Origin of the sequence: Dyadobacter sediminis, from assembly GCF_005860765.1 — a bacterium.
GTDB lineage: Bacteria > Bacteroidota > Bacteroidia > Cytophagales > Spirosomataceae > Dyadobacter > Dyadobacter sediminis.
Map to the genome: position 1 here is coordinate 181,273 of NZ_VCEI01000028.1, position 20,046 is coordinate 201,318.

General features: G+C 43.7%; 16 protein-coding genes. 7 read left to right on the plus strand and 9 right to left on the minus strand.

Annotation, left to right across the window (positions count from 1 at the left end):
* Window positions 1-122 precede the first annotated feature (122 nt).
* The 3 genes from FEM55_RS17755 to FEM55_RS17765 all read left to right on the plus strand — a co-directional run bounded on the left by FEM55_RS17755 (window position 123) and on the right by FEM55_RS17765 (window position 5,123).
* Complete coding sequence (locus tag FEM55_RS17755) at window positions 123-1,103, plus strand: nucleoside hydrolase (RefSeq protein WP_138282744.1); 981 nt, start codon at window positions 123-125, stop codon at window positions 1,101-1,103.
* A gap of 136 nt (window positions 1,104-1,239) precedes the next feature.
* Window positions 1,240-3,846 (plus strand): family 20 glycosylhydrolase, encoded by a 2,607-nt coding sequence (locus FEM55_RS17760; RefSeq protein ID WP_138282745.1) that lies wholly within the window; start codon window positions 1,240-1,242, stop codon window positions 3,844-3,846.
* Window positions 3,847-3,872: 26 nt separating this feature from the next.
* On the plus strand, window positions 3,873-5,123 hold the full coding sequence (locus FEM55_RS17765) for an MFS transporter (protein WP_138282746.1): 1,251 nt from the start codon (window positions 3,873-3,875) through the stop codon (window positions 5,121-5,123).
* A gap of 183 nt (window positions 5,124-5,306) precedes the next feature.
* Here FEM55_RS17765 and FEM55_RS17770 read toward each other — a convergent pair whose 3' ends face one another.
* From FEM55_RS17770 to FEM55_RS17805, 8 genes are all read right to left on the minus strand, one after another.
* On the minus strand, window positions 5,307-7,349 hold the full coding sequence (locus tag FEM55_RS17770; RefSeq protein WP_138282747.1) for a M13 family metallopeptidase: 2,043 nt from the start codon (window positions 7,347-7,349) through the stop codon (window positions 5,307-5,309).
* A gap of 38 nt (window positions 7,350-7,387) precedes the next feature.
* Window positions 7,388-8,878 (minus strand): peptide MFS transporter, encoded by a 1,491-nt coding sequence (locus FEM55_RS17775; RefSeq protein WP_138282748.1) that lies wholly within the window; start codon window positions 8,876-8,878, stop codon window positions 7,388-7,390.
* A 157-nt stretch (window positions 8,879-9,035) separates the two neighbouring features.
* The gene (locus tag FEM55_RS17780) at window positions 9,036-9,944 is read right to left on the minus strand and encodes a DUF8428 domain-containing protein (RefSeq protein WP_138282749.1); all 909 of its coding nucleotides are present in this window, start codon (window positions 9,942-9,944) and stop codon (window positions 9,036-9,038) included.
* A gap of 156 nt (window positions 9,945-10,100) precedes the next feature.
* Window positions 10,101-10,880: a TPM domain-containing protein gene (locus FEM55_RS17785; protein WP_138282750.1), complete on the minus strand. Its 780-nt coding sequence runs from the start codon at window positions 10,878-10,880 to the stop codon at window positions 10,101-10,103.
* A gap of 7 nt (window positions 10,881-10,887) precedes the next feature.
* Window positions 10,888-11,328 (minus strand): TPM domain-containing protein, encoded by a 441-nt coding sequence (locus FEM55_RS17790; RefSeq protein ID WP_138282751.1) that lies wholly within the window; start codon window positions 11,326-11,328, stop codon window positions 10,888-10,890.
* 89 nt (window positions 11,329-11,417) lie between these two features.
* Window positions 11,418-11,999 carry a LemA family protein gene (locus tag FEM55_RS17795; protein ID WP_138282752.1) on the minus strand — a complete coding sequence of 194 codons (582 nt, stop codon included), beginning with the start codon at window positions 11,997-11,999 and terminating at the stop codon, window positions 11,418-11,420.
* 132 nt (window positions 12,000-12,131) lie between these two features.
* The gene (locus FEM55_RS17800) at window positions 12,132-13,331 is read right to left on the minus strand and encodes a deoxyribodipyrimidine photo-lyase (protein ID WP_138282753.1); all 1,200 of its coding nucleotides are present in this window, start codon (window positions 13,329-13,331) and stop codon (window positions 12,132-12,134) included.
* Window positions 13,332-13,467: 136 nt separating this feature from the next.
* On the minus strand, window positions 13,468-15,492 hold the full coding sequence (locus FEM55_RS17805; protein WP_445447101.1) for a CHU_0125 family OmpA-like outer membrane integrity protein: 2,025 nt from the start codon (window positions 15,490-15,492) through the stop codon (window positions 13,468-13,470).
* A gap of 344 nt (window positions 15,493-15,836) precedes the next feature.
* On the opposite strand from FEM55_RS17805, the gene rpsL reads away from it, so the two are divergent.
* The 4 genes from rpsL to rpsJ all read left to right on the plus strand — a co-directional run bounded on the left by rpsL (window position 15,837) and on the right by rpsJ (window position 19,771).
* A complete protein-coding gene (rpsL, locus tag FEM55_RS17810; protein ID WP_026631225.1) occupies window positions 15,837-16,250 on the plus strand; it encodes a 30S ribosomal protein S12 in 414 nt (137 codons plus the stop codon).
* A gap of 117 nt (window positions 16,251-16,367) precedes the next feature.
* Entirely contained in the window at window positions 16,368-16,835 is a 468-nt protein-coding gene (gene rpsG, locus FEM55_RS17815) for a 30S ribosomal protein S7 (RefSeq protein ID WP_138282754.1), read from the plus strand.
* A 369-nt stretch (window positions 16,836-17,204) separates the two neighbouring features.
* Window positions 17,205-19,325, plus strand: coding sequence for an elongation factor G (fusA, locus tag FEM55_RS17820; RefSeq protein ID WP_138282755.1), 2,121 nt, complete (start codon window positions 17,205-17,207; stop codon window positions 19,323-19,325).
* A gap of 140 nt (window positions 19,326-19,465) precedes the next feature.
* Entirely contained in the window at window positions 19,466-19,771 is a 306-nt protein-coding gene (gene rpsJ, locus FEM55_RS17825) for a 30S ribosomal protein S10 (protein ID WP_015813787.1), read from the plus strand.
* Window positions 19,772-19,782: 11 nt separating this feature from the next.
* On the opposite strand, the gene FEM55_RS17830 is transcribed toward rpsJ, so the two are convergent.
* Entirely contained in the window at window positions 19,783-20,046 is a 264-nt protein-coding gene (locus FEM55_RS17830; RefSeq protein ID WP_138282756.1) for a hypothetical protein, read from the minus strand.

Consider the following 20,046-nt stretch of genomic DNA (forward strand, 5'->3'; position numbering starts at 1 on the left):
TCCTGAACGCGCCAAAGTTTTGTAACCGGATACCTGACAATTTTCTGCCGCATTGCATCAATTCTGAATGATCCTACGAATGTATTACCGATTTTATGGTTCAAAGCTTTTTATCCATTGTTATGCACAAGTTTTTTCTGCTGTTTTTACTTCTTTCCTTCTCTTCTGCAATCGCCCAAACGGGCGGCAGACAAGCCCATGCAATCATTCTGGATACGGATATAGGTCCGGATTATGACGATGTGGGCGCCATGGCTGTCATGCATGCACTGGCCGACCGCGGTGAAGCAAAGCCGCTCGCGGTTATTTCCTGCAATAAAAACGAACTGGTTGTTCCAACAATCGAGGTAATCAATACTTTTTTCGGACGTCCTGAATTGCCGACCGGGGCTCCGAAAGGAACTGCTGCACCCGATCACGGCGCTTTTCAGAAATGGCCTGAAATGCTGGCTGAAAAATACCCGCACAAAATACCCAGAACATCCGACGCGCCGGATGCGGTGGAAACGTACCGCAAAATCCTTGCAAAGCAGCCGGACAAAAGCGTAACCATCATTACCATCGGGTTTCTGACCAACCTTGCCGGTTTGCTGGATTCCCAGGCAGATGCCATTTCGCAGCTTTCCGGTGCAAATCTGATCCGGAAAAAAGTAAAATTGCTGGTTTCCATGGCTGGCGCATTTCCGCAGGGAAGAGAATACAATGTGCTTGTGGATTCACTGGCTTCGCAAAAGGTTTTTTCGGAGTGGCCCACAGAAATCGTTTTCAGCGGATGGGAAATAGGGGAAAAAATCAAAACAGGCTTGAAAGTCATTGCCAATGAGCAATTGAAAAGTCCGGTCAAGGATGTTTATCAACTGGCCATGCCGAAAGCCAAAGAGGATGCAAACGGCAGGATGAGCTGGGACCAGACTGCGGTTCTTGTGGGTATCCGCGGCGTTCAGCCCTATTTTGGCCTGAAAAAAGGCAGGATCATTGTTGAAGGCGGAAATAACAAATGGCAGGACGATCCGATGGGCCCGCACGCGTATCTTACGCAGCAAATGCCGGCCAGTCAGTTGACGGAAATGATCGAAGGCCTGATGATGTGGGAAGGAAAATGAGGGTCTTTTGAGATTTTTGACAAAGATTCTTTTGCAAAAAAGAACGTCAGCCAAAATAAGATTGATGCCTGTAAAAGCAATGACTTTCATTGTTTCGTGCGTTATTTGCAACCTTGTTTTAATATTTAATTTACTTATGAAGAAGATTGTTCTATTTCAATTGGTTGTACTCAGTTTTATACTTTTGGCCGGATGCGGGCAGTCTGGCGGAATATCCAAGGAACAAGCGGAAAAAATCGGTATTTCCTGGAAACTGGTCAGCAATTTTGTGGAGCCGGCCGGCAGCTTTGAAGCAAAATTTACGATCCGTAACGGCAGTGACTTCACTATGGACGGCAGCAACTGGGCATTGTTTTTCAATATGTCGCCGAGGCCGATACAGACGAATAAAATGCCTCAGCCGGCAACAGTTGAGCACATCAATGGCGACTGGTATAAAATGGTTCCGGCAAAAGACTTCAAACTGAATTCCGGCGATTCGATCGTTGTCAATTACAAAGGTACGGATGCGGTTATCAAGGAAACGGATGCGCCGCTCGGGCTGTATTTTGTTTTCTATGACAAAGAAGGAAAGGAAAAAGATATTGTTCAGGTTGCGGATTACAGCATTGAGCCATTTACAACCAAAGAACAGATTCTGAGAGGAAAAAATGACCGCAGACAAATCCCGACTGCCGAAACACGTTACAAGGATAATCTGGCTTTTACCAAAATAGGAGCGGAGCAGCTGCTGAAAATCATCCCAAGTCCTGTAAAAATAAATGCGGGTAGCGGAACATTTGCACTCAGCAGCAAAAGTCAAATTTTTTATCAGGAAGGGCTGGAAAATGAAGCCCGGTTTATGGCTGCAAAGCTGAAAACCCTGAGTGGAACAGACTTTACAATCAAGAACGGCTTGCCGGCAAATGGTACTGCGGATTCTGCCGCTATTGTTTTGAAAACGGATAAAATAACGGTTAACGGCATTGCAAAAGAAGCATATCATCTTGGAATTGACCAGAAAGGAATTTCGATCAGCGGAAGTGATGCGGCGGGTGTTTTTTACGGCATACAAAGTCTGCTGCAGCTCGTCCCGACTGCAAATTACCAGAAAGCAGACAACACGATTAATCTGGGGTATATACAAGTGGAAGATGCGCCGAGGTTTCATTTCCGGAGCCTGCATCTGGATGTAGCCAGAAATTTCCAGACGAAAGAATCCGTCAAGCGCATGCTGGATCTGCTTGCAGCTTATAAAGTAAATCACCTGCTTTTTTATATCACGGAAGATGAAGGCTGGCGGGTGGAAATTGACGGTTTGCCCGAACTGACCGAGATCGGCTCACAACGCAGTCATACGGCCGGGATGAATGTATCGGCATTGCACCCGAGCTATGGATCCGGTCCGGTGGCCAATGACGAAGGCAAGTACGGAAGCGGCCATTATACCAAAGCTGATTTTATTGAAATCCTGAAATATGCGAATGAAAGGCATATCAAAGTAATACCCGAGCTGAATTTTCCCGGACATGCACTGGCGGCCATCAAATCCATGGAAGCACGTTATGACAGACTGATGAAAGAAGGCAAGGAAAAAGAAGCCAATGAATACCGGCTGATCGATCCGGAGGATAAATCGGTATACATTTCAGCGCAGGGTTACAAAAACAATGTCGTGAGTGTTGCCCGGGAATCTACGTATCACTTTTATGAAAAAGTAGTGGATGAAATAGCCAAATTGTACAAGCAGGCGGGCTTGACAATGGACACCTTCCATACCGGCGGTGACGAAGTAGCCGAAGGCGTATGGACCAAATCGCCAATGGCAGCCAAACTGATGAAGGAAAATCCGAATATCAAGGATGCAAAAAACCTGCAGTCCTACTTTTTTGGAAAGCTGCTGCCAAGACTTGAAAAACGCAATCTGAAAGTACATGGCTGGGAAGAAGTTGCGCTTACCAAAACGCCCGAAGGCATTTATCTGCCCAATCCGGAATTTGCCAAACGGCCCGTTGTGCCTTATATATGGAACAATATATTTGACGTAGACCTTGGAAACAGGCTTGCCAATGCCGGTTATCAGGTTGTGTTCTGCAATGTGACCAATTTCTATTTTGACATGTCGTATAACAATGATCCGAAGGAACCCGGATTGTATTGGGGCGGATTTGTGGATACACGCGACAACTGGACATTTGCTCCGTTCAATATGTTCCGGACAACGGAGGAAAATGCATTGGGAAAACCTTTGAAAGAAGAATTTGTCGGAAAACAGTTGCTTAAACCGGAAGCGAGAAAAAATGTACTCGGCATTGAAGCGCAGCTGTGGAGCGAAACCATAAAAGGCCGCGATATGATGGAATATTCTGTTCTGCCGAAATTGCTTGGGTTCTCCGAAAGTGCATGGTCACCCGAACGCCAGTGGGAGAATGTCGCAGAAGCAGCAGCAAGAGGAAAAATGATTGCAGAAGGCTGGAATATTTTCGCCAACTCAATTGCCCAGAAACATCTTCCGAGACTGAAATATGTAAACGGCGGTTATAATTATCGTTTACCCATGCCGGGAGCAGTTGTTGAAAACGGTATGCTGAAAGCAAATGTAGAACTTCCGGGTCTGGCTATTCGCTACACAACGGATGGTTCCGAACCCACTGCGGCATCTCCGGCTTATGCCGCGCCGGTGAAAGTTTCGGGTACTGTCAAATTGAAAAGCTTTGATCTTGCCGGACGATCCAGCCGGACGAGCGTTGTAACTGCAAATTAACCAGGCATTGAATCCGGGATTTTCTTATGCAAAGAAATTCGTTTATAGTAGTTCTTATTCTGCTTATCTTTTTTGTCATCTCGTTTCTGACCAATATTCTCGGTCCGATTATTCCGGATATTGTCAAGAGTTTTGACCTGAGTATCGGGCTTGCGGGATTTCTGCCGTTTTCGTTTTTTGTTGCTTACGGCATTATGTCCATTCCGGCCGGGCTGATGGTTGAGAAATACGGTGAGAAGAAAGTGCTGATTATTGCATTTACGCTGGCTTTTGCCGGCGCGCTGCTGTTTGCACTGATTCCCGGATTTGCAATTGCCTTGTTTTCGCTGTTTATGATCGGGATCGGCATGGCGATGCTTCAGGTCGTTATCAATCCATTGATGAGGGTTTCCGGCGGGGAAGAAAAGTTTGCATTTTATCTGGTTTTGGCGCAGCTTTTTTTCGGTGCAGCTTCTTTTCTCAGCCCGTTGCTATACAGTTACCTTGTTCTGAACGTACATTCCGGCAAGTCGGGATTTTTGATTGATATACTGAATAATCTTGTTCCGGCATCGCTCAAATGGGTTTCATTGTACTGGGTTTTTGCTGTAATTTCCTTTGCAATGGTCGTCGTTATCCGGGTGGTGAAGTTCCCGAAAGTGGTTCTGCTTGAAGATGAGCGAATGGACATCGGCAACTCCTTTAACGAACTGATCAGAAGTAGAACGGTATGGCTCTTTTTCACTGGAATGTTTTCCTATGTTGGTACCGAACAGGGCATTGCCAACTGGATTTCACAGTTTTTACAGACTTATCACGGCATTGATCCGGCTACCACGGGCGCATCCGTCATTTCATATTTCTGGGGTTTGCTTACGGTCGGGTGCATTCTGGGTTTGATTCTTCTGAAATTGCTTGACAGCCGCAAAGTACTGATCGTATTTACAGCCGGTGCCATTATCGCCTTATTATCCGCTTTGTTTGGCTCTGCTGAAACCGCTTTGTATGCATTTCCTGCAACCGGCTTTTTTGCCTCTGTGATGTATTCTGTTATTTTTTCACTGGCGCTTAACTCGGTGCCGAGGCATCACGGAACATTTTCCGGAATCATGTGCACAGGAATTGCCGGCGGGGCGGTCGTACCGTTGATTATCGGAGGTTTGGCAGAGTTGTTTGGTCTGCAGCTTGCCATGCTGTTTCTTTTTATTCCGCTTGGCTACATTTTCAGCATTGGATTATGGGCAAAACCTCTGATCAATAATGACAGGATTACAAGTATAAAGGAGATTTTTGAATGACGATTTGGGATGAGGTATGTGGAGTTATGGATTGTCATTTTTAGTCATTATAAGTCAGGAGGTTGTTGTTCCTGAACATAAAAATGTCCTGCTGAGCGGGTTTGAAGCATGGTGCTTTGATTCCGCTTGGCAGGACATTTTTTACTTTTGATACAGCTTCTTATGTGAAAAGCTGCTTTCTAGTTACCAGATCACGATTCTTGCTGAATCCGGCAGGATCATTTTGCTTCCTGCTCCGCAGTTCCATGCTGCCTGAAACTCTTTCAAATGCGGCATCGGGCCGTTAATGCGTTCTTTTGCAGGAGAATGCGGGTCCGTCTGAATCTGGTTTCTCAGCGCTTCATCCGTTGTGTTCATGTGCCAAACCTGCGCCCAACTCAGGAAAAACCGTTGTTTCCAGTTGAAACCGTCAATAGGCTTCGGTTCGTCTTTGCCCTGAAGTGATTTTTCAAGAGCATAGTAAGCGAGTGTTAACCCGCCGAGGTCAGCCACATTTTCACCGATTGTAAGCGCACCATTGACCTTGAATCCGGGCAGTGCTTCAATGCCGCTGAAATAGTCAATATACCTTTTGGTCAGTTTGTCGAAATTAGCTCTGTCGGCTGCTGTCCACCAGTTTTTCAGGTTTCCTTCATAGTCAAACTGTGAACCCTGATCGTCGAATCCATGTGTGAATTCATGACCGATTACGGCAATGATACCGCCATAATTGATGGCGTCATCCGCATCGCGGTTGTAAAATGGCGGTTGTAAAATACCCGCAGGAAATACAATTTCATTGTTGGAAGGATTGTAATAGGCATTAACCGTTTGCGGTGTCATGAACCATTCCTTTTTGTCCACTTCCTTGCCGATTTTCTTTACTTGTTCCTCGTGTTCAAAAAGCGATGCTTCAATGACGTTTTCAAAAAGCTTGTCATCTTTGATTGTGATGGCAGTATAATTCTTCCACTTGTCAGGATAGCCGATTTTATACGTGAATGCTTTCAGCTTTTGATGTGCTTTCTCTTTGGTTGAATCGCTCATCCATTTTAGTTTGTCGATCCTTTCGCCATATACTGTGCGTACATTCTCGATCATTTCTGAAACTTTCTTTTTATCCTCTTCCGGAAAATATTTCTTTGAGAACAATTTTCCCAGAGGCATGCCCAACAAACCGTCCGTGGAACGGATTGCTCTTTCCGTACGTGCCCGCTGCTGCTTCGTACCGCGCATTACTGTGGAGTAAAAGCGGAAATTTTCCTGATCAATGCTTTTCGGAAGATAACCTGCAAACCGTGTCAGCAACTGCCATTTGGTATAGAGTTTCAAAATGGGCAGCGGCGTGGACTTTAACAATGTGTTCAGATTCTGAAGATAAAGTTTGTTCTGAACAATAATGGTGTCCGCTTTAATATCCTGTTTATCTGCAAAAGCATCAAGATCAAAGGCAGGTGTCAGTTTCTGGAAATCTGCAAAAGCCATTTTGTTGTACGTCTTCACATTATCGCGGAGCTCTACATTGGTAAGCTGTATTTTGGCAAGTCTGGTTTCAAAGTCCAGAACGGTTTTTCCCGGGTTTGCTTCACCAAAACCGGCAAGGGAAAACATTTTGTCCACATGGCCCAGAAATTCCTTGCGTACCTTTACCGTACTGGAATCCGTACGTTCATAATAGCTTCTTTCGCCCAGGCTCAGTCCGTCCTGTCCCTGATACAAAGCGTTCATTTTACTATTGCGCAAATCGCCGTCCACATAAAATCCGATGACAGAAGAAACGCCCGTTTTCTGAAGTTCACCTGTAACCTTGGCCAGATCTTCCAGGGATTTTACATCTTCTATTTTATCAAGATACGGCTTCAAGGGCGAAAGGCCACGTTTTTCTATGGTTGCCGTATCCAGAAAAGAGTGGTAATAATCTGCAATCTGCTGTTCTTCGGAACCGGTTTTATGATCCTTTTTACTAGCAATTTCTTCAATGATCCCTTTCAGCCTTACTTCTTTATTTTCCTTGTCCAGAACATTGAATGCACCCCAGCGGCTTTCTGTGCCGGGAATCGGGTTTTTCTTTTTCCAGCCTCCGTTTGCATAGCTGTCAAAATCATCACAAGCCTTGAAAGAAGAGTCAATTGAACTCAGTTCAAAGCCCGGCACTTTCAGATCTGCGTTGTCTTCGCTTTCTTTTTTGCATCCTGCTGCCATCATGGACAAGGCGAGCACCGAATAGCGTAATGTGGCTATTTTCATCTTTTATAAAATCCGTTTTTGTATAAATTAATTGTATGTTAAGAAATTCCGCCCATCCAGCCTTTTATCGGCTTCCAGAAAATCAGTAGCAGCAAGCCAAATGCCGTTGTAATAATGGCAACCTGATTAAACAAGGCGGGCATTTGCATCACGTTTTCTTCATCAAACCCGCCTGCAAAAATCCCGGCGATCAGATTTCCCAGCGAAGCGCCTACAAACCAGATTCCCATCAATTGGCTTACATAGCGTTTCGGAGCCAGCTTGGTGTATGAACTTAACCCGACCGGACTTACGCACAATTCACCGATTGTATGCAGAAAATAAGTGAAAATCAGGAAAAAAGGCGAAGTAAGATTGCCCTGAACGGCAATATTGGACGCTGCAACCATGACAAAAAAGCTTAGTCCGAGCAGGATTAATCCGGCTGCAAACTTGACCGGAATGGAAGGATTCAGGCTTTTTGAGGATAAGAAAATCCAGAGGCTTGCCAGTACAGGTGCGAAAATGAGTACAAAGGTCGGCTGAAAGTTCTGGAACCAGCTGGATGGAACTTCCCAGCCTCCAACCATTCGTTGCGTATGCCGCTCGGCAAAAATCTGCAGCGAAGTACCGGCCTGCTCATAACCCGCCCAGAACAGCGCAATCGCCAGAAACAGAATGATCAGAACCAGAACGCGTTTTTGTTCAACCCGGGTCAAGCCGCCTGCAAAAAGTATAAACAGGAAATAAGAAGCGGAAATAATGACAATGATAACGCCTGCGCCTTTTGCAAGACCTTGTGCTGTAGTCATGTCAATGGTGCCGGAAAGTTGCAGAACGGTCAGCAATCCAATAAGTAAAATGACAAGTCCGTACCCCAGCTTTTTATTCGTACCGGATTGCGCATCCGATTCCGGCGTTGAAATCCGGGCAGGCGGCACTTCACCCATGCCTTTCAAGTGGCGTTCGCTGCCGATCCGGAATACGACTAACCCGAGCAACATGCCAATTGCAGCTGCTCCGAAACCCAGATGCCAGCTTATTCTTTCGCCCAGATACCCTACAATGGCAATTCCAAGAAACGATCCGAGGTTGATACCCATATAGAAAATGGAAAAAGCCGCGTCACGCCGTGCGCCGCCTTCCGGATAAAGTTCTCCGACAATCGAACTGATATTCGGTTTCAGCAAGCCCGTGCCAACTGCAACCGTTGTAAGTCCCAGAAAGAAAATGGCTGAACCCGCGGGAACGGCAAGGATAATATGCCCGATCATAATGACAATGCCTCCGTACCAGATCGCTTTTTTTTGTCCGAGAATATTGTCGGCAAGCCAGCCGCCGGGTAAAGTCAGCAAGTAAACCGATGCCGTATAGATCCCGTAGATCGCGGCACTTTCAGACGCGTTCATGGACATTCCTCCTTTCACAGTATCAATTAAAAAAAGAAGCAAAATCGCACGCATGCCGTAATAGCTGAAACGCTCCCACATTTCGGCAAAGAACAGTACGTACAAGCCGGTGGGATGTTTTTGTGAAATCTGTGAAGGCATAAGGAAGAAGTTTTTTATTTGGTATTTCAGGTAAATTAGTTGATTCTTTTATCGCGCAAGATAGGGATTATGGATAAATATTTATTTGCGTTCCCAAAGAAAAGCGGTAACCCGATCATACTCAGGTTACCGCTTTATCATGTTCAGATTATTCCTGCTACTTGACAGAAAATGTGCCTTCGCCGATCGGGAAATTTTCTGCGTACAGTTCAACTTTATAATTGCCTGACGGAAATGCAGCGTTCCGGTCGTATAAAATGCTTACATCCTGATTATTGTTGCTGTAAGTAACTTCCTTGCTGATTGTAAATCCCTGTTCCTGGCCGTTATAGTCAAAAACACCGGATCCTGTTTTTGTATCCGATATGGTTGCACCGGAAGGATCAATGATCCGCATGTAAACGGTTTTGTTATCCAGAGCAGTCAGCGGGTTCTTTTCCAGAATGAAATCAACTCTGATCTTGTCTATTTTTCTGGATTTTACATTTTCACCTTCGCGCACTTTGCCTTTGGAAGAAATGGCGTATATCTTGACATTGCGTGCTCTCAGGGCTGCTGCGGCTGTAACTTTGGATTCCAGTTCCGTATTTTTGGAGATCACGCCACTAAGCGAATCACTGATTGCCTGCTTGCTGGTTTCCAGTTCCGTTTTTGCCTGCACCAATGTTTCATTCTGGCTGATAAGCTGCTGATTTTCTTCTCTAAGCCGGGCAATTTCTTCGTCCTTCTTCGTCAGAAATGCTTCATACTCCCTTACTTTCCGGCCTAGCGTAACATTGCCTTTACGAAGTGCAATACGGTCATTTTCCAGTGAGGCCCTTACTTTTTGCAATTCTTCAACATCACCGCCAAGTCCCTGTACTTCCAAAATCCGGGCATCCAGTTGCTTTGAAATGGAATCCAGCTTTATTTCGGCATTTGCCAGTTCCGTTACGCGAGTTTCCAGATCAATTGTCTGCTTTGCATTAATACTTCGTTCGTTATAATACAGATATCCAAAAACAGCGGCCAGAATTGTCATCACGATAAGGCCGACCAATAAACCGGTATTGTTCCTATTTTCCATAAAGTTGTTCAGGTTATTTACTTGCTGTCAATGTCTCGCCAAAAAATTATGCCAGCTATATACGTTTGAAATTCAGCTTTAAAAGCATAAAAAAACTCCATTGCTCGTAATCGGACAATGGAGTTTTTACAAGTATTACCAAGCTGAATCTGATGACTAGTAATCGCCTCCGGCACCACCGCCTCCGAAACTTCCGCCTCCGAATCCGCCGAAGCCACCACCGCCTCCACCGCCTCCGCCCCAGTTTCCGGAGAAACTGCCGCCACCCGTATGAGTAGTATAAGGCCAGATAATCGGTCCTCCAAATCCTCCGAAACCACCTCTCCCGCCTCTTCCGCCGCCGTTATTACGATTCCGGAACATGACGAACAAAATAATGACAAAAATGATGATGAAAATATAGGAAGACGGAAAAGAGTCTTCGTTGTTGTTTTCACGCGGATCTGCTTTGTATTCTCCGGTTGCATATTTGAAAATCATATCAACGCCTTCATTCAGCCCCTGATAATACATGCCATTTTTGAAGCGCGGCGTAATTACCTGCGATATGATCCGTTTGGCGACAGCATCCGGAATAGCTCCTTCCATTCCGTAACCGGTACTTATATAAATTTTCCTGTCAGTAGATGCCCACAGCAGCACAATTCCGTTGTCTTTATCTTTTTGTCCGACGCCCCATTCCCGTCCGATTTTAAAAGCATAATCAGCAATCGGGTAATCTCCGGTCGTCGGAACAACTACAATGACAATCTGGGAAGAAGTAGAGTCATTGTATGCAACAAGTTTCTGTTCAAGCTGCGCTTCTTCGGTTGTGTTGAGCTGATTTGCAAAGTCATTGACCAGTTTTGGAGGATTGGGCTTAGCGGGAATGTCCTGGCCAGCTGCTCTTAACAGGACAAAGGATAACAGGAAAGTATATAAGAGGAATTTATTCATAGATTCATTAACCAAACGAAATATCGTCCGGCAGTTCGTTGATGTCATTCGTGCTGTAAGGGAAATGCTTCTTGAGTTGTAATCCTGCTTCTTCTATTCCCAAACAAAGGCCGTCCAGAAACAGACCTTTGGAAAAATGCTGGCGCAGCAATTCTTTTGTACTGTCCCAGAAGCCCGCCGGGACTTTTTCATTAATCCCTTTATCGCCAAGTACGGCAAACTTGCGGTCTTCATAGGCGAGGTAAAACAAAACGCCGTTGCGCTCACTTGTCTGATCCAGTTTCAGCAGCAGAAAAACCTGCTTGGCCCTTTCCATTACATCCGCTGTCTGGCATTTTTTTTCAATATGCAATCTTATTTCACCTGAAGTCTGTTTTTCAGCTTCACGAATTGCTTTTATAATGCGTTGCTGTTCCGCTTCTGTCAGAAAAAGTGATTCGGTGGCCATTGAAAATTTAAAGAGGTTTGAACAGTAAATGTAATCTGCCGGGTTGTAAAGAGAATCTCCGGAACAATGTCCGGAGATTTGCTGATCAATTAGAATTGTACGGACGGAGCTCTTTCCGAACCTGCGGCTGCTGTGAAATAGCCCTTTTGTGCAAATCCGAACACGCCTGCAAACAAGTTTGTCGGGAATGTGCGTACTTCCTGATTATAGTCTTTAACAACCGTATTAAAATCATTTCTGGCAACTGTAATCCTGTTTTCGGTTCCTTCCAGCTGTGCCTGAAGTTCCAGAAAGTTCTGATTGGCCTTTAATTCCGGATAACGCTCAACGGATACAAGCAGTCGGGAAAGTGCTCCACTCAGCTGATCCTGCGCCCCCTGGAATTTTGCAATGTTTTCAGGCGTAAGGTTGCCTGCATCAATTGTAGTCGATGTTGCTTTGCTGCGTGCTTCGATCACAGCTGTCAATGTACTTTTTTCAAAATCCGCAGCTCCTTTTACTGTATTGACCAGGTTCGGGATAAGATCTGCCCGGCGCTGATACTGACTTTCTACTCTTGCCCATGATTCTTTTACGACTTCATCCTTTCCTACGAGGCCATTATATTTACCGCATCCAACAAACCCGAGAATAATAGCTACGACTATAACTGCAATCAGTCCTTTTGACATTTTATATTTAGTTTAGAATTAATGAATTGTACTGTTCAAAGTTGTCCAAAGCTAGCGAAATCTTTAAGAATTATTACACTGCCGGTAATTACCCGATTTCTGCCGCATTTATAACTTACAACCGGAAAAAAGTCATTCCACGCCTACGCCTGCGACATTATTCCATCTTCCCCAGTTTACAGAAACCTCATAATCCATCAGATGGCTTTCGAAGTACATGGCGCCCCATGTCCAGTTCACGCCCCATGTGTTGACAAGATAGCTGGCGGCATGTTCTCTCTCTGACAACGTAAGGTATCCTTCTGCAGCCAGTTTTTTCATCATGGCATTAACCTGTTCATCATCCGTTTGTCCGTTCTTCCATTTGTCATAAAGATTATTGTCATTGGCCCATTGCTTGCTGAAATCGTGCTTTATGCCGCTGGGCTTGAAGAGCCTCGGGCCATAACGCAGCAATGTCCAGTGAAAATAATCTCTTGTCAGCAGGTTGTTGATGGTGGCTTCGGTTTTCAGCGAATCGGCCTGAGCACTTTTGATGTGATGATAAATATAACGTGCGGAAATGCTGCCGACAGACAGCCAGTCCGAAATGCGTGAATCGGTAATGGAATCGTTTGTTCCCGGATTTTTGTCGCTAAGAATGTAACTTTTTATAAATTCGTCAAACACTTTTAATGCAGCTGTTTCGCCACCGGAAGAGATTCTGGATTGATCCTCCGGGCCAGGAATTTCATCAGTGCTGATTCCCAGTTCAGACAATGACGGAACAGAGCCCGCATCGTATTTTACAGGCAACGTAACTTTGCCGATTTCAGGAAACGGTGCTATAATACGCAAATTATCTTTGATCTGACTGACAAAGCCGGCATAGTCAGCAGGAAGTTTTGATATTGAAAACGGCAGATCAACGGCATGTACCAACGTGTCCATCCAGAACAGTTTGATATCAATGTTGATCAGTTTCAGGTTTTTACTCAGCTGGGACTCTACACTCGTTTCCTGAGGCGCAATTTCTTTGCTTGTATACACATAATCAGCATTGTAATCTTCTGCCAGCTGTGAAACGATTTTTTCGGGATCACCGATCCTTACCAACAGATTTCCTCCTTTTTTCTGAAGATTATTTCTGAGATCCGTTACAGAGTCGATCAGAAACTGAGCGCGCAAGGCGCCCGTGCGACGGAAACCGAAGCGTGTATTTTCAAATTGCCTCGGATCAAAAACATAGACCGGGACAATTTCTTCTGCAGATTCGACTGCGGAACGCAATGCTTCATTGTCCTGTAACCGCAGATCATTTCTGAACCAGTAAATAATGCGTTGTTGAGCCATTAATGTAAACTTGTAGATGCTGAAAGCCTTAAAATAAAAGCTGCAAGTATACAAAATTTGGATTTGGCGTTAATCAAAAAGCCCGTTCCCGGGATATTTTACCTGAGAACGGGCCTTTATAAAGCAATGTGTTTTGTCAGTAACTCAGAATCGTAAATTCAGTCCTTCTGTTACGCTGATGTTCCTCTTCAGTTTTGGCATTCGGAACAATCAGTTCTCTTTCGCCATATCCTTTTGCAATCATACGATCTGCATCAATACCCTTTGAATTCAGGTAAGAAACGGCTGATTCCGCTCTGTTCTGAGATAAAGTCATATTATAAGCGTCCGTTGCACGTGCATCCGTATGCGAACTGAGTTCAATTTTCATGGTCGGGTTGTCTTTCAGAATCTGAACCAGTTTATCCAGTTCAACAGCAGCATCCGGACGAATGTTGTATTTATTCAGATCGTAATAAATGTTTTCAAGAACAAAGGTTTTGTTAAGTTCCAGTTTGTCAAGACGGATAGTTACATTAAAAGTCGTATCCGTCAGTTCTTTGGTCAGGAAAATAGGCGGTATGGCGCGTCCGTCCATGGAAAACGGCTCTCTTTTACTGATAAAACCTTTTCTCTGAACAAGCAAAGTATAAGATTTGCCTTCTTCAACGGCTTGTTTGCCAAATTTTCCTTCTGCATTCGTAGGCAACTCACTGATCTGAATGTCCGAAGTATCCGGAAGAATGCGTACCGTTGCAGAATCAATCGGTGTAAAAGCCTGATCGTTGGCTACGACGTTTCCTGCAAGGAAGTATCTTACAACTTTTGGCTTTCCATTGATGTATTTCGGATTGTTCGGGTTAAGCGGATCGTTTGGGTCCGGATTTTTTGCAATTGTCGTAGTATCTTCTTCCTCCGGCGAAGCAAAATAATAAATATCATCGTCGCCTTTTCCGCCTTCCCGATTGGAAGAGAAAAACCCTTTGTTCTGATTCTGATAAAATACCAGCCCGAAATCATCCTGCGGACTATTGAACGGCAAGCCCATATTTTCAATGGAAATGACACCTTGCGAGCGTGTAGCTGAAAAAAGGTCGAGCTTTCCCAAGCCGGGATGACCGTCAGAAGCAAAGTAAAGCTTGCCGCCTTCCGCTACGTACGGAAACATTTCATCGCCAGCCGTATTGATGTCCTTGCCCATGTTTACAGGCTTGCTGAAACGTCCGGAAGCATCCATATTGGTACGGTAAAGATCAATTCCGCCTGCACCGCCAGCGCGGTTGGAAGCAAAATACAGCGTTTTGCCATCGCGGGAAAACGCAGGCGATCCGTCCCATGCCAGAGAATCGTTTATAGGCAGAATGGCAGGAACAGTCCATTGTCCGTTTACATTACGGCTTAGATAAAGATCTACGTCTGCTGTGCCTTTCTTCTTGCCGGTATTTCCGCGTGCAAACACAAGCGTTTTTCCATCCGGAGAAAACGCGGGAGAACCTTCATTGGCATCCGCATCAAAAATATCCTTGCTTAATAATACCGGCGTTCCCTGCGTGGATCCTGCATTTTCTGAAATGGATACTTTGTACAAGCCGAGCATAGGCTGACCGTTATTTTTATAAATCTTTTCTTTTTTAGAGGAAGAAAATACAAGTTCGTTTCCCAAAACAGCCGGTGAAAATTCGGATGCAGCCGTATTAAGCGGAATGCTTTTCAGTTCCACATTGGTTTTTTCGGTTTTCAAACGATCCACAATTTTGAGTACTTCTATTTCACGGGCTGCTCTTTCCTGCAGATTCTGAGGAACGTTAGTCATCTTGGACAGCAAGGCAAACTGATTTGCGGCTTCGTCATACTGGCCGGCAGTTTTCAATGCATAAGCATACTGAAACTGTGCATCAAAGTTATTCAAGCCGCCTTCCATTGCTTTTTTATAATAAGGGATGGCTTCCTTGAAGCGGTTTGAAAGCCTGTACGACTCGGCAATCAGATAATTGGTTTGTACAGGTTCAACATTTTCCTCAGCTGCCTTTTGAAATCCTTTTATAGCCAGATCATATTCTCCGTTGGCAAATTTCTTTTGTCCGTCTTTATAGGCTTGCATCGCCGAATTGCAGCCGGACAAGTAGATACTGATGGTGAAAAGAAGAAATACGAGGGTAAAATTACTCCGTAAAAGTTTCATAATGTAAAGTATAAAAACAAAGGATTCGACGCGTATAAGGGCTTTGAATGACAATACTAATAAACTAACGTTTGGAAATAAAATTATGGATATGATGCACCAAGATTTTTATTATGTAAATAAACATGCATAGCAAGTATCCGGTTTGGCCGTGCAGCAGGCAATATAGGAGTTTACAACAGTTTTTAATCAATATCCCGTTTGTTTCAGACTTTCTTGTAAAAAAAAATACTAACGTTTTGTAAATCAAGCTCAGTCTGTTACTTTTGCACTCCGATTTTTCGGGAAAACTGTTTATAGAACAATAGACTGGTTTATTAACCAAGTCAAAATCAATTTGTTAAATGCCAACTATTTCACAATTAGTCCGTAAAGGTAGAGAGACCATTACATGGAAATCAAAGTCGCCGGCTTTGGATTCCTGCCCTCAGCGTAGAGGTGTGTGTACCCGCGTGTACACGACAACGCCAAAGAAACCGAACTCGGCGCTTCGTAAAGTGGCCCGTGTGCGTCTTTCAAATAATAAAGAAGTTAACGCATATATTCCCGGAGAAGGTCACAATCTTCAGGAGCACTCGATCGTATTGATCCGTGGCGGCCGTGTTAAGGATTTGCCGGGTGTTCGTTACCACATCATTCGTGGTGCACTGGATACTGCAGGTGTAAACGGACGTAAGCAACGCCGTTCGAAGTATGGTGCCAAACGTCCGAAACCAGGACAGGTTGCAGCAGCGCCAACAAAAGGTAAGAAAAAATAAAAAGTAACTCTCTCTGCTTTTATTAAGGAATTAATCTGATAAAAGGGAAGTAATCCCGGAGTTTGTCCGGGGTGAATAAGTTGCAAAACGAAACCTCGTGTAAATATTTAAGACAAAATGAGAAAGTCGAAACCAAAGAAAAGATATATCCTTCCTGATCCGAAGTTCAGGGACGTACAGGTTACAAAGTTCGTTAACAACCTGATGTTTGAAGGAAAGAAAAGCATTGCATTTACCATTTTCTATGATGCACTGGAGCTTGTTGAGAAAAAAACAAGTGAAAACGGCCTAGAAACATGGAGAAAAGCACTTAATAATGTAACGCCTTCTGTAGAAGTGAAAAGCCGCCGTGTAGGTGGTGCTACTTTCCAGGTTCCAACTGAAGTACGTCCGGAGCGTAAGCAGTCGCTTGGAATGAAATGGTTGATCAACTATTCACGCAAGCGTGGCGAAAAAACAATGGTTGATCGCCTTGCAGGTGAAATCATTGCAGCTGCAAAAGGCGAAGGTGCTGCTGTTAAAAAGAAAGACGATACCCACCGTATGGCGGATGCAAACAAAGCATTCTCGCACTTTAGGTTCTAAGAACTGCGGATTATTTATAATGAGCCGGATTCTGTTTTGCAGAATTCGGCTTTTTTTATGAAGGCTGGCAAACAGTAATGTGAAGTTGAATTGCTTTAAGCGCCAAAATCATAGTGAATTCAATAACTCCTGTATGACTTGCAATTGTAACAATCCAGAAGCCGCTGTGAAAGTTGATTCAAATGCAGTAAAGTTTTTGGAATTCAATGGATTTGTGAAAAAAATAACTTTCGCACAATTGTTTTTGTAACTAATAATTAATACTTTTGCGCTCTGAATTTTTGAAAGTGTTTGTTAGAATTGCTTTTAAAAGCTCATGCTTCTGATTGTATTGCACATCGAATATAATATAACACATCACCATCTGTCATGGCACGTGATTTAAGATTAACAAGAAACATTGGTATTGCTGCGCACATTGATGCGGGTAAAACAACCACAACGGAGCGTATCCTTTATTACGCAGGGGTAAGCCACAAGATTGGTGAGGTACATGATGGTGCCGCAACGATGGACTGGATGGAGCAGGAGCAGGAGCGTGGTATCACCATCACATCTGCCGCAACAACGGTTAACTGGAATTATCGTAACGAAAAATATCATATCAATATCATTGATACACCTGGCCACGTGGATTTTACTGTTGAAGTAAACCGGTCACTTCGTGTATTGGATGGTCTTGTTTTCCTTTTCAGCGCTGTTGACGGTGTTGAGCCACAGTCGGAAACGAACTGGCGTTTGGCTAATAACTATAATGTAGCACGTATCGGATTCGTAAACAAAATGGACCGTTCCGGTGCTGACTTTCTTAAAGTTTGTACGCAGGTAAAAGAAATGTTGGGCAGCTACGCTGTTCCTCTGCAGTTGCCTATCGGCGCAGAAGATTCATTCAAAGGTGTTGTTGACTTGGTTAACTTCCGTGGAATTGAATGGAACGAAGCTGATAAAGGAATGACGTTTACTGAAGTTCCTATTCCGGATGATATGGTTGAAGAAGCAACGATGTGGAGAGAGAAATTGCTCGAAGCAGTTGCAGAATTCGATGATACATTGATGGAGAAATATTTTGAAGATCCAAACTCTATTACGGAAGATGAAATCCTTGCTGCGTTGCGTGCTGCAACCATCAGCATGAAAATCGTTCCGATGGTATGTGGTTCTTCTTTCAAAAACAAAGGCGTTCAGACAATGCTTGACTATGTGATGGCTATTTTGCCATCTCCTCTGGATCGTGAAAGCATCATCGGTACAGATCCTCGTTCAGGCGAAGAAATAAGCCGTCAGCCTTCTGAGAAAGATCCATTCTGTGCATTGGCATTCAAAATTGCAACGGACCCTTATGTAGGACGTCTTTGCTTTATTCGATCTTACTCGGGTGTGTTGGAATCCGGTTCTTACGTTTTGAACAATCGTTCAGGAAATAAAGAGCGTATTTCACGTATATTCCAGATGCATGCTAACAAGCAAAATCAGATTGATAAGCTGGAAGCAGGTGATATCGGAGCTGTTGTTGGTTTTAAAGATATTAAGACCGGAGATACATTATCCGATGAAAAAGCACCAATTATTCTGGAATCCATGGTATTCCCTGAACCGGTAATTGGTTATGCAATCGAGCCTAAGAAAGCTGCAGATAGCGATAACTTCTCGAAAGCTATTACAAAATTGATCGAAGAAGATCCGACACTTCAGGTTGAAAGTAACGAAGAAACTGGTCAGACGATCATTAAAGGAATGGGCGAGCTTCACCTTGAAATTATCATTGACCGTATGCGTCGTGAATTTAAAGTTGAAGTAAACCAAGGAGCTCCACAAGTTGCTTACAAAGAGATTTTAACCAAGAACTTTGAGCACCGTGAAGTTTACAAGAAACAAACGGGTGGTCGCGGTAAATTCGCCGATATCGTATTTGAAATCGGACCGCGTGATGATAATGAAGAAGGAAAAGAGCCTAAAACCGGTTTGCAGTTTGTAAATGAAGTAGTGGGTGGTGCTATTCCTCGTGAATTTATTGCTCCGGTTCAGAAAGGGTTTGAGGCTGCTATGATAAATGGTGCACTTGCCGGATATCCTTTGGATTCCATGAAAGTAAGATTGTTCCACGGTTCATTCCACGATGTCGATTCAGATTCACTTTCTTTTGAATTGGCAGCTAAGATCGGTTTTAAAGAAGCTGCACGTCATGCAGGATCTAAACTGATGGAACCGATTATGCATGTTGAAGTTCTTACTCCTGATGAATACACCGGTCCAATTACAGGTGACTTGAACCGTCGTCGCGGAATTATGAGAGGTATGGATTCACGTAACGGAGCTCAGGTGATCAAAGCAGACGTTCCGCTTTCAGAATTGTTTGGCTATGTTACTGATTTGCGTACGATGTCTTCCGGACGTGCAACTGCATCCTTGACTTTCGCATATTACGAAATCGTGCCAAACAACATTGCAGAAGCAGTAATTGAAAAATCAAAAGGCTTGGTTAAAGCATAAAGGAAATAACAGATCTGTTAAAAGCGAAAGCGATTAACATATCTTTATATATAAACTTGTGAAGTAAATGGTTCTTTCACAGGTGAATTGCCGGAATAGTTTTCAGGCAAGTATTCTTAGAACCGGAACTAATAAAAATCATGAATCAAAAAATCCGTATTAAGCTTAGATCTTTCGATCATAATCTGGTTGACAAATCGGCTGAAAAAATTGTTAAGGCTGTTAAAGCAACGGGCGCTGTTGTTAGTGGTCCAATTCCTTTACCAACTAAGACTGAAAAGTTTACTGTGCTTCGTTCTCCACACGTAAACAAAAAATCACGTGAGCAATTTCAACTTTGTACTTATAAGCGCTTGGTTGACATCTTTTCTACAAGTGCAAAAACGGTAGATGCATTAATGAAGCTTGAATTGCCAAGTGGCGTTGATGTAGAAATCAAAGTTTAGCTTTAATAAGTTTAATTACTTAAGCTAATAACATATAAATTGGATGAAGGTCCGGGTTTCTGGAAACCACATCTGAACTCAAAAGGCAGAATCGTGATATGCTTTGCCATATCATTCCCGCTTTTTAAAAAGAGGTCAGATGGTTTATTCATCTGACCTTTTTTGCTGATAATCAGCGAGAAATATTTTTTAACTGCTTGGATACTAAAAATTGATTTTTTACCTTTGCAGTCCGTTTTAAAGAATAAGGGTTTACCTGCTAATTTTAATTTCAA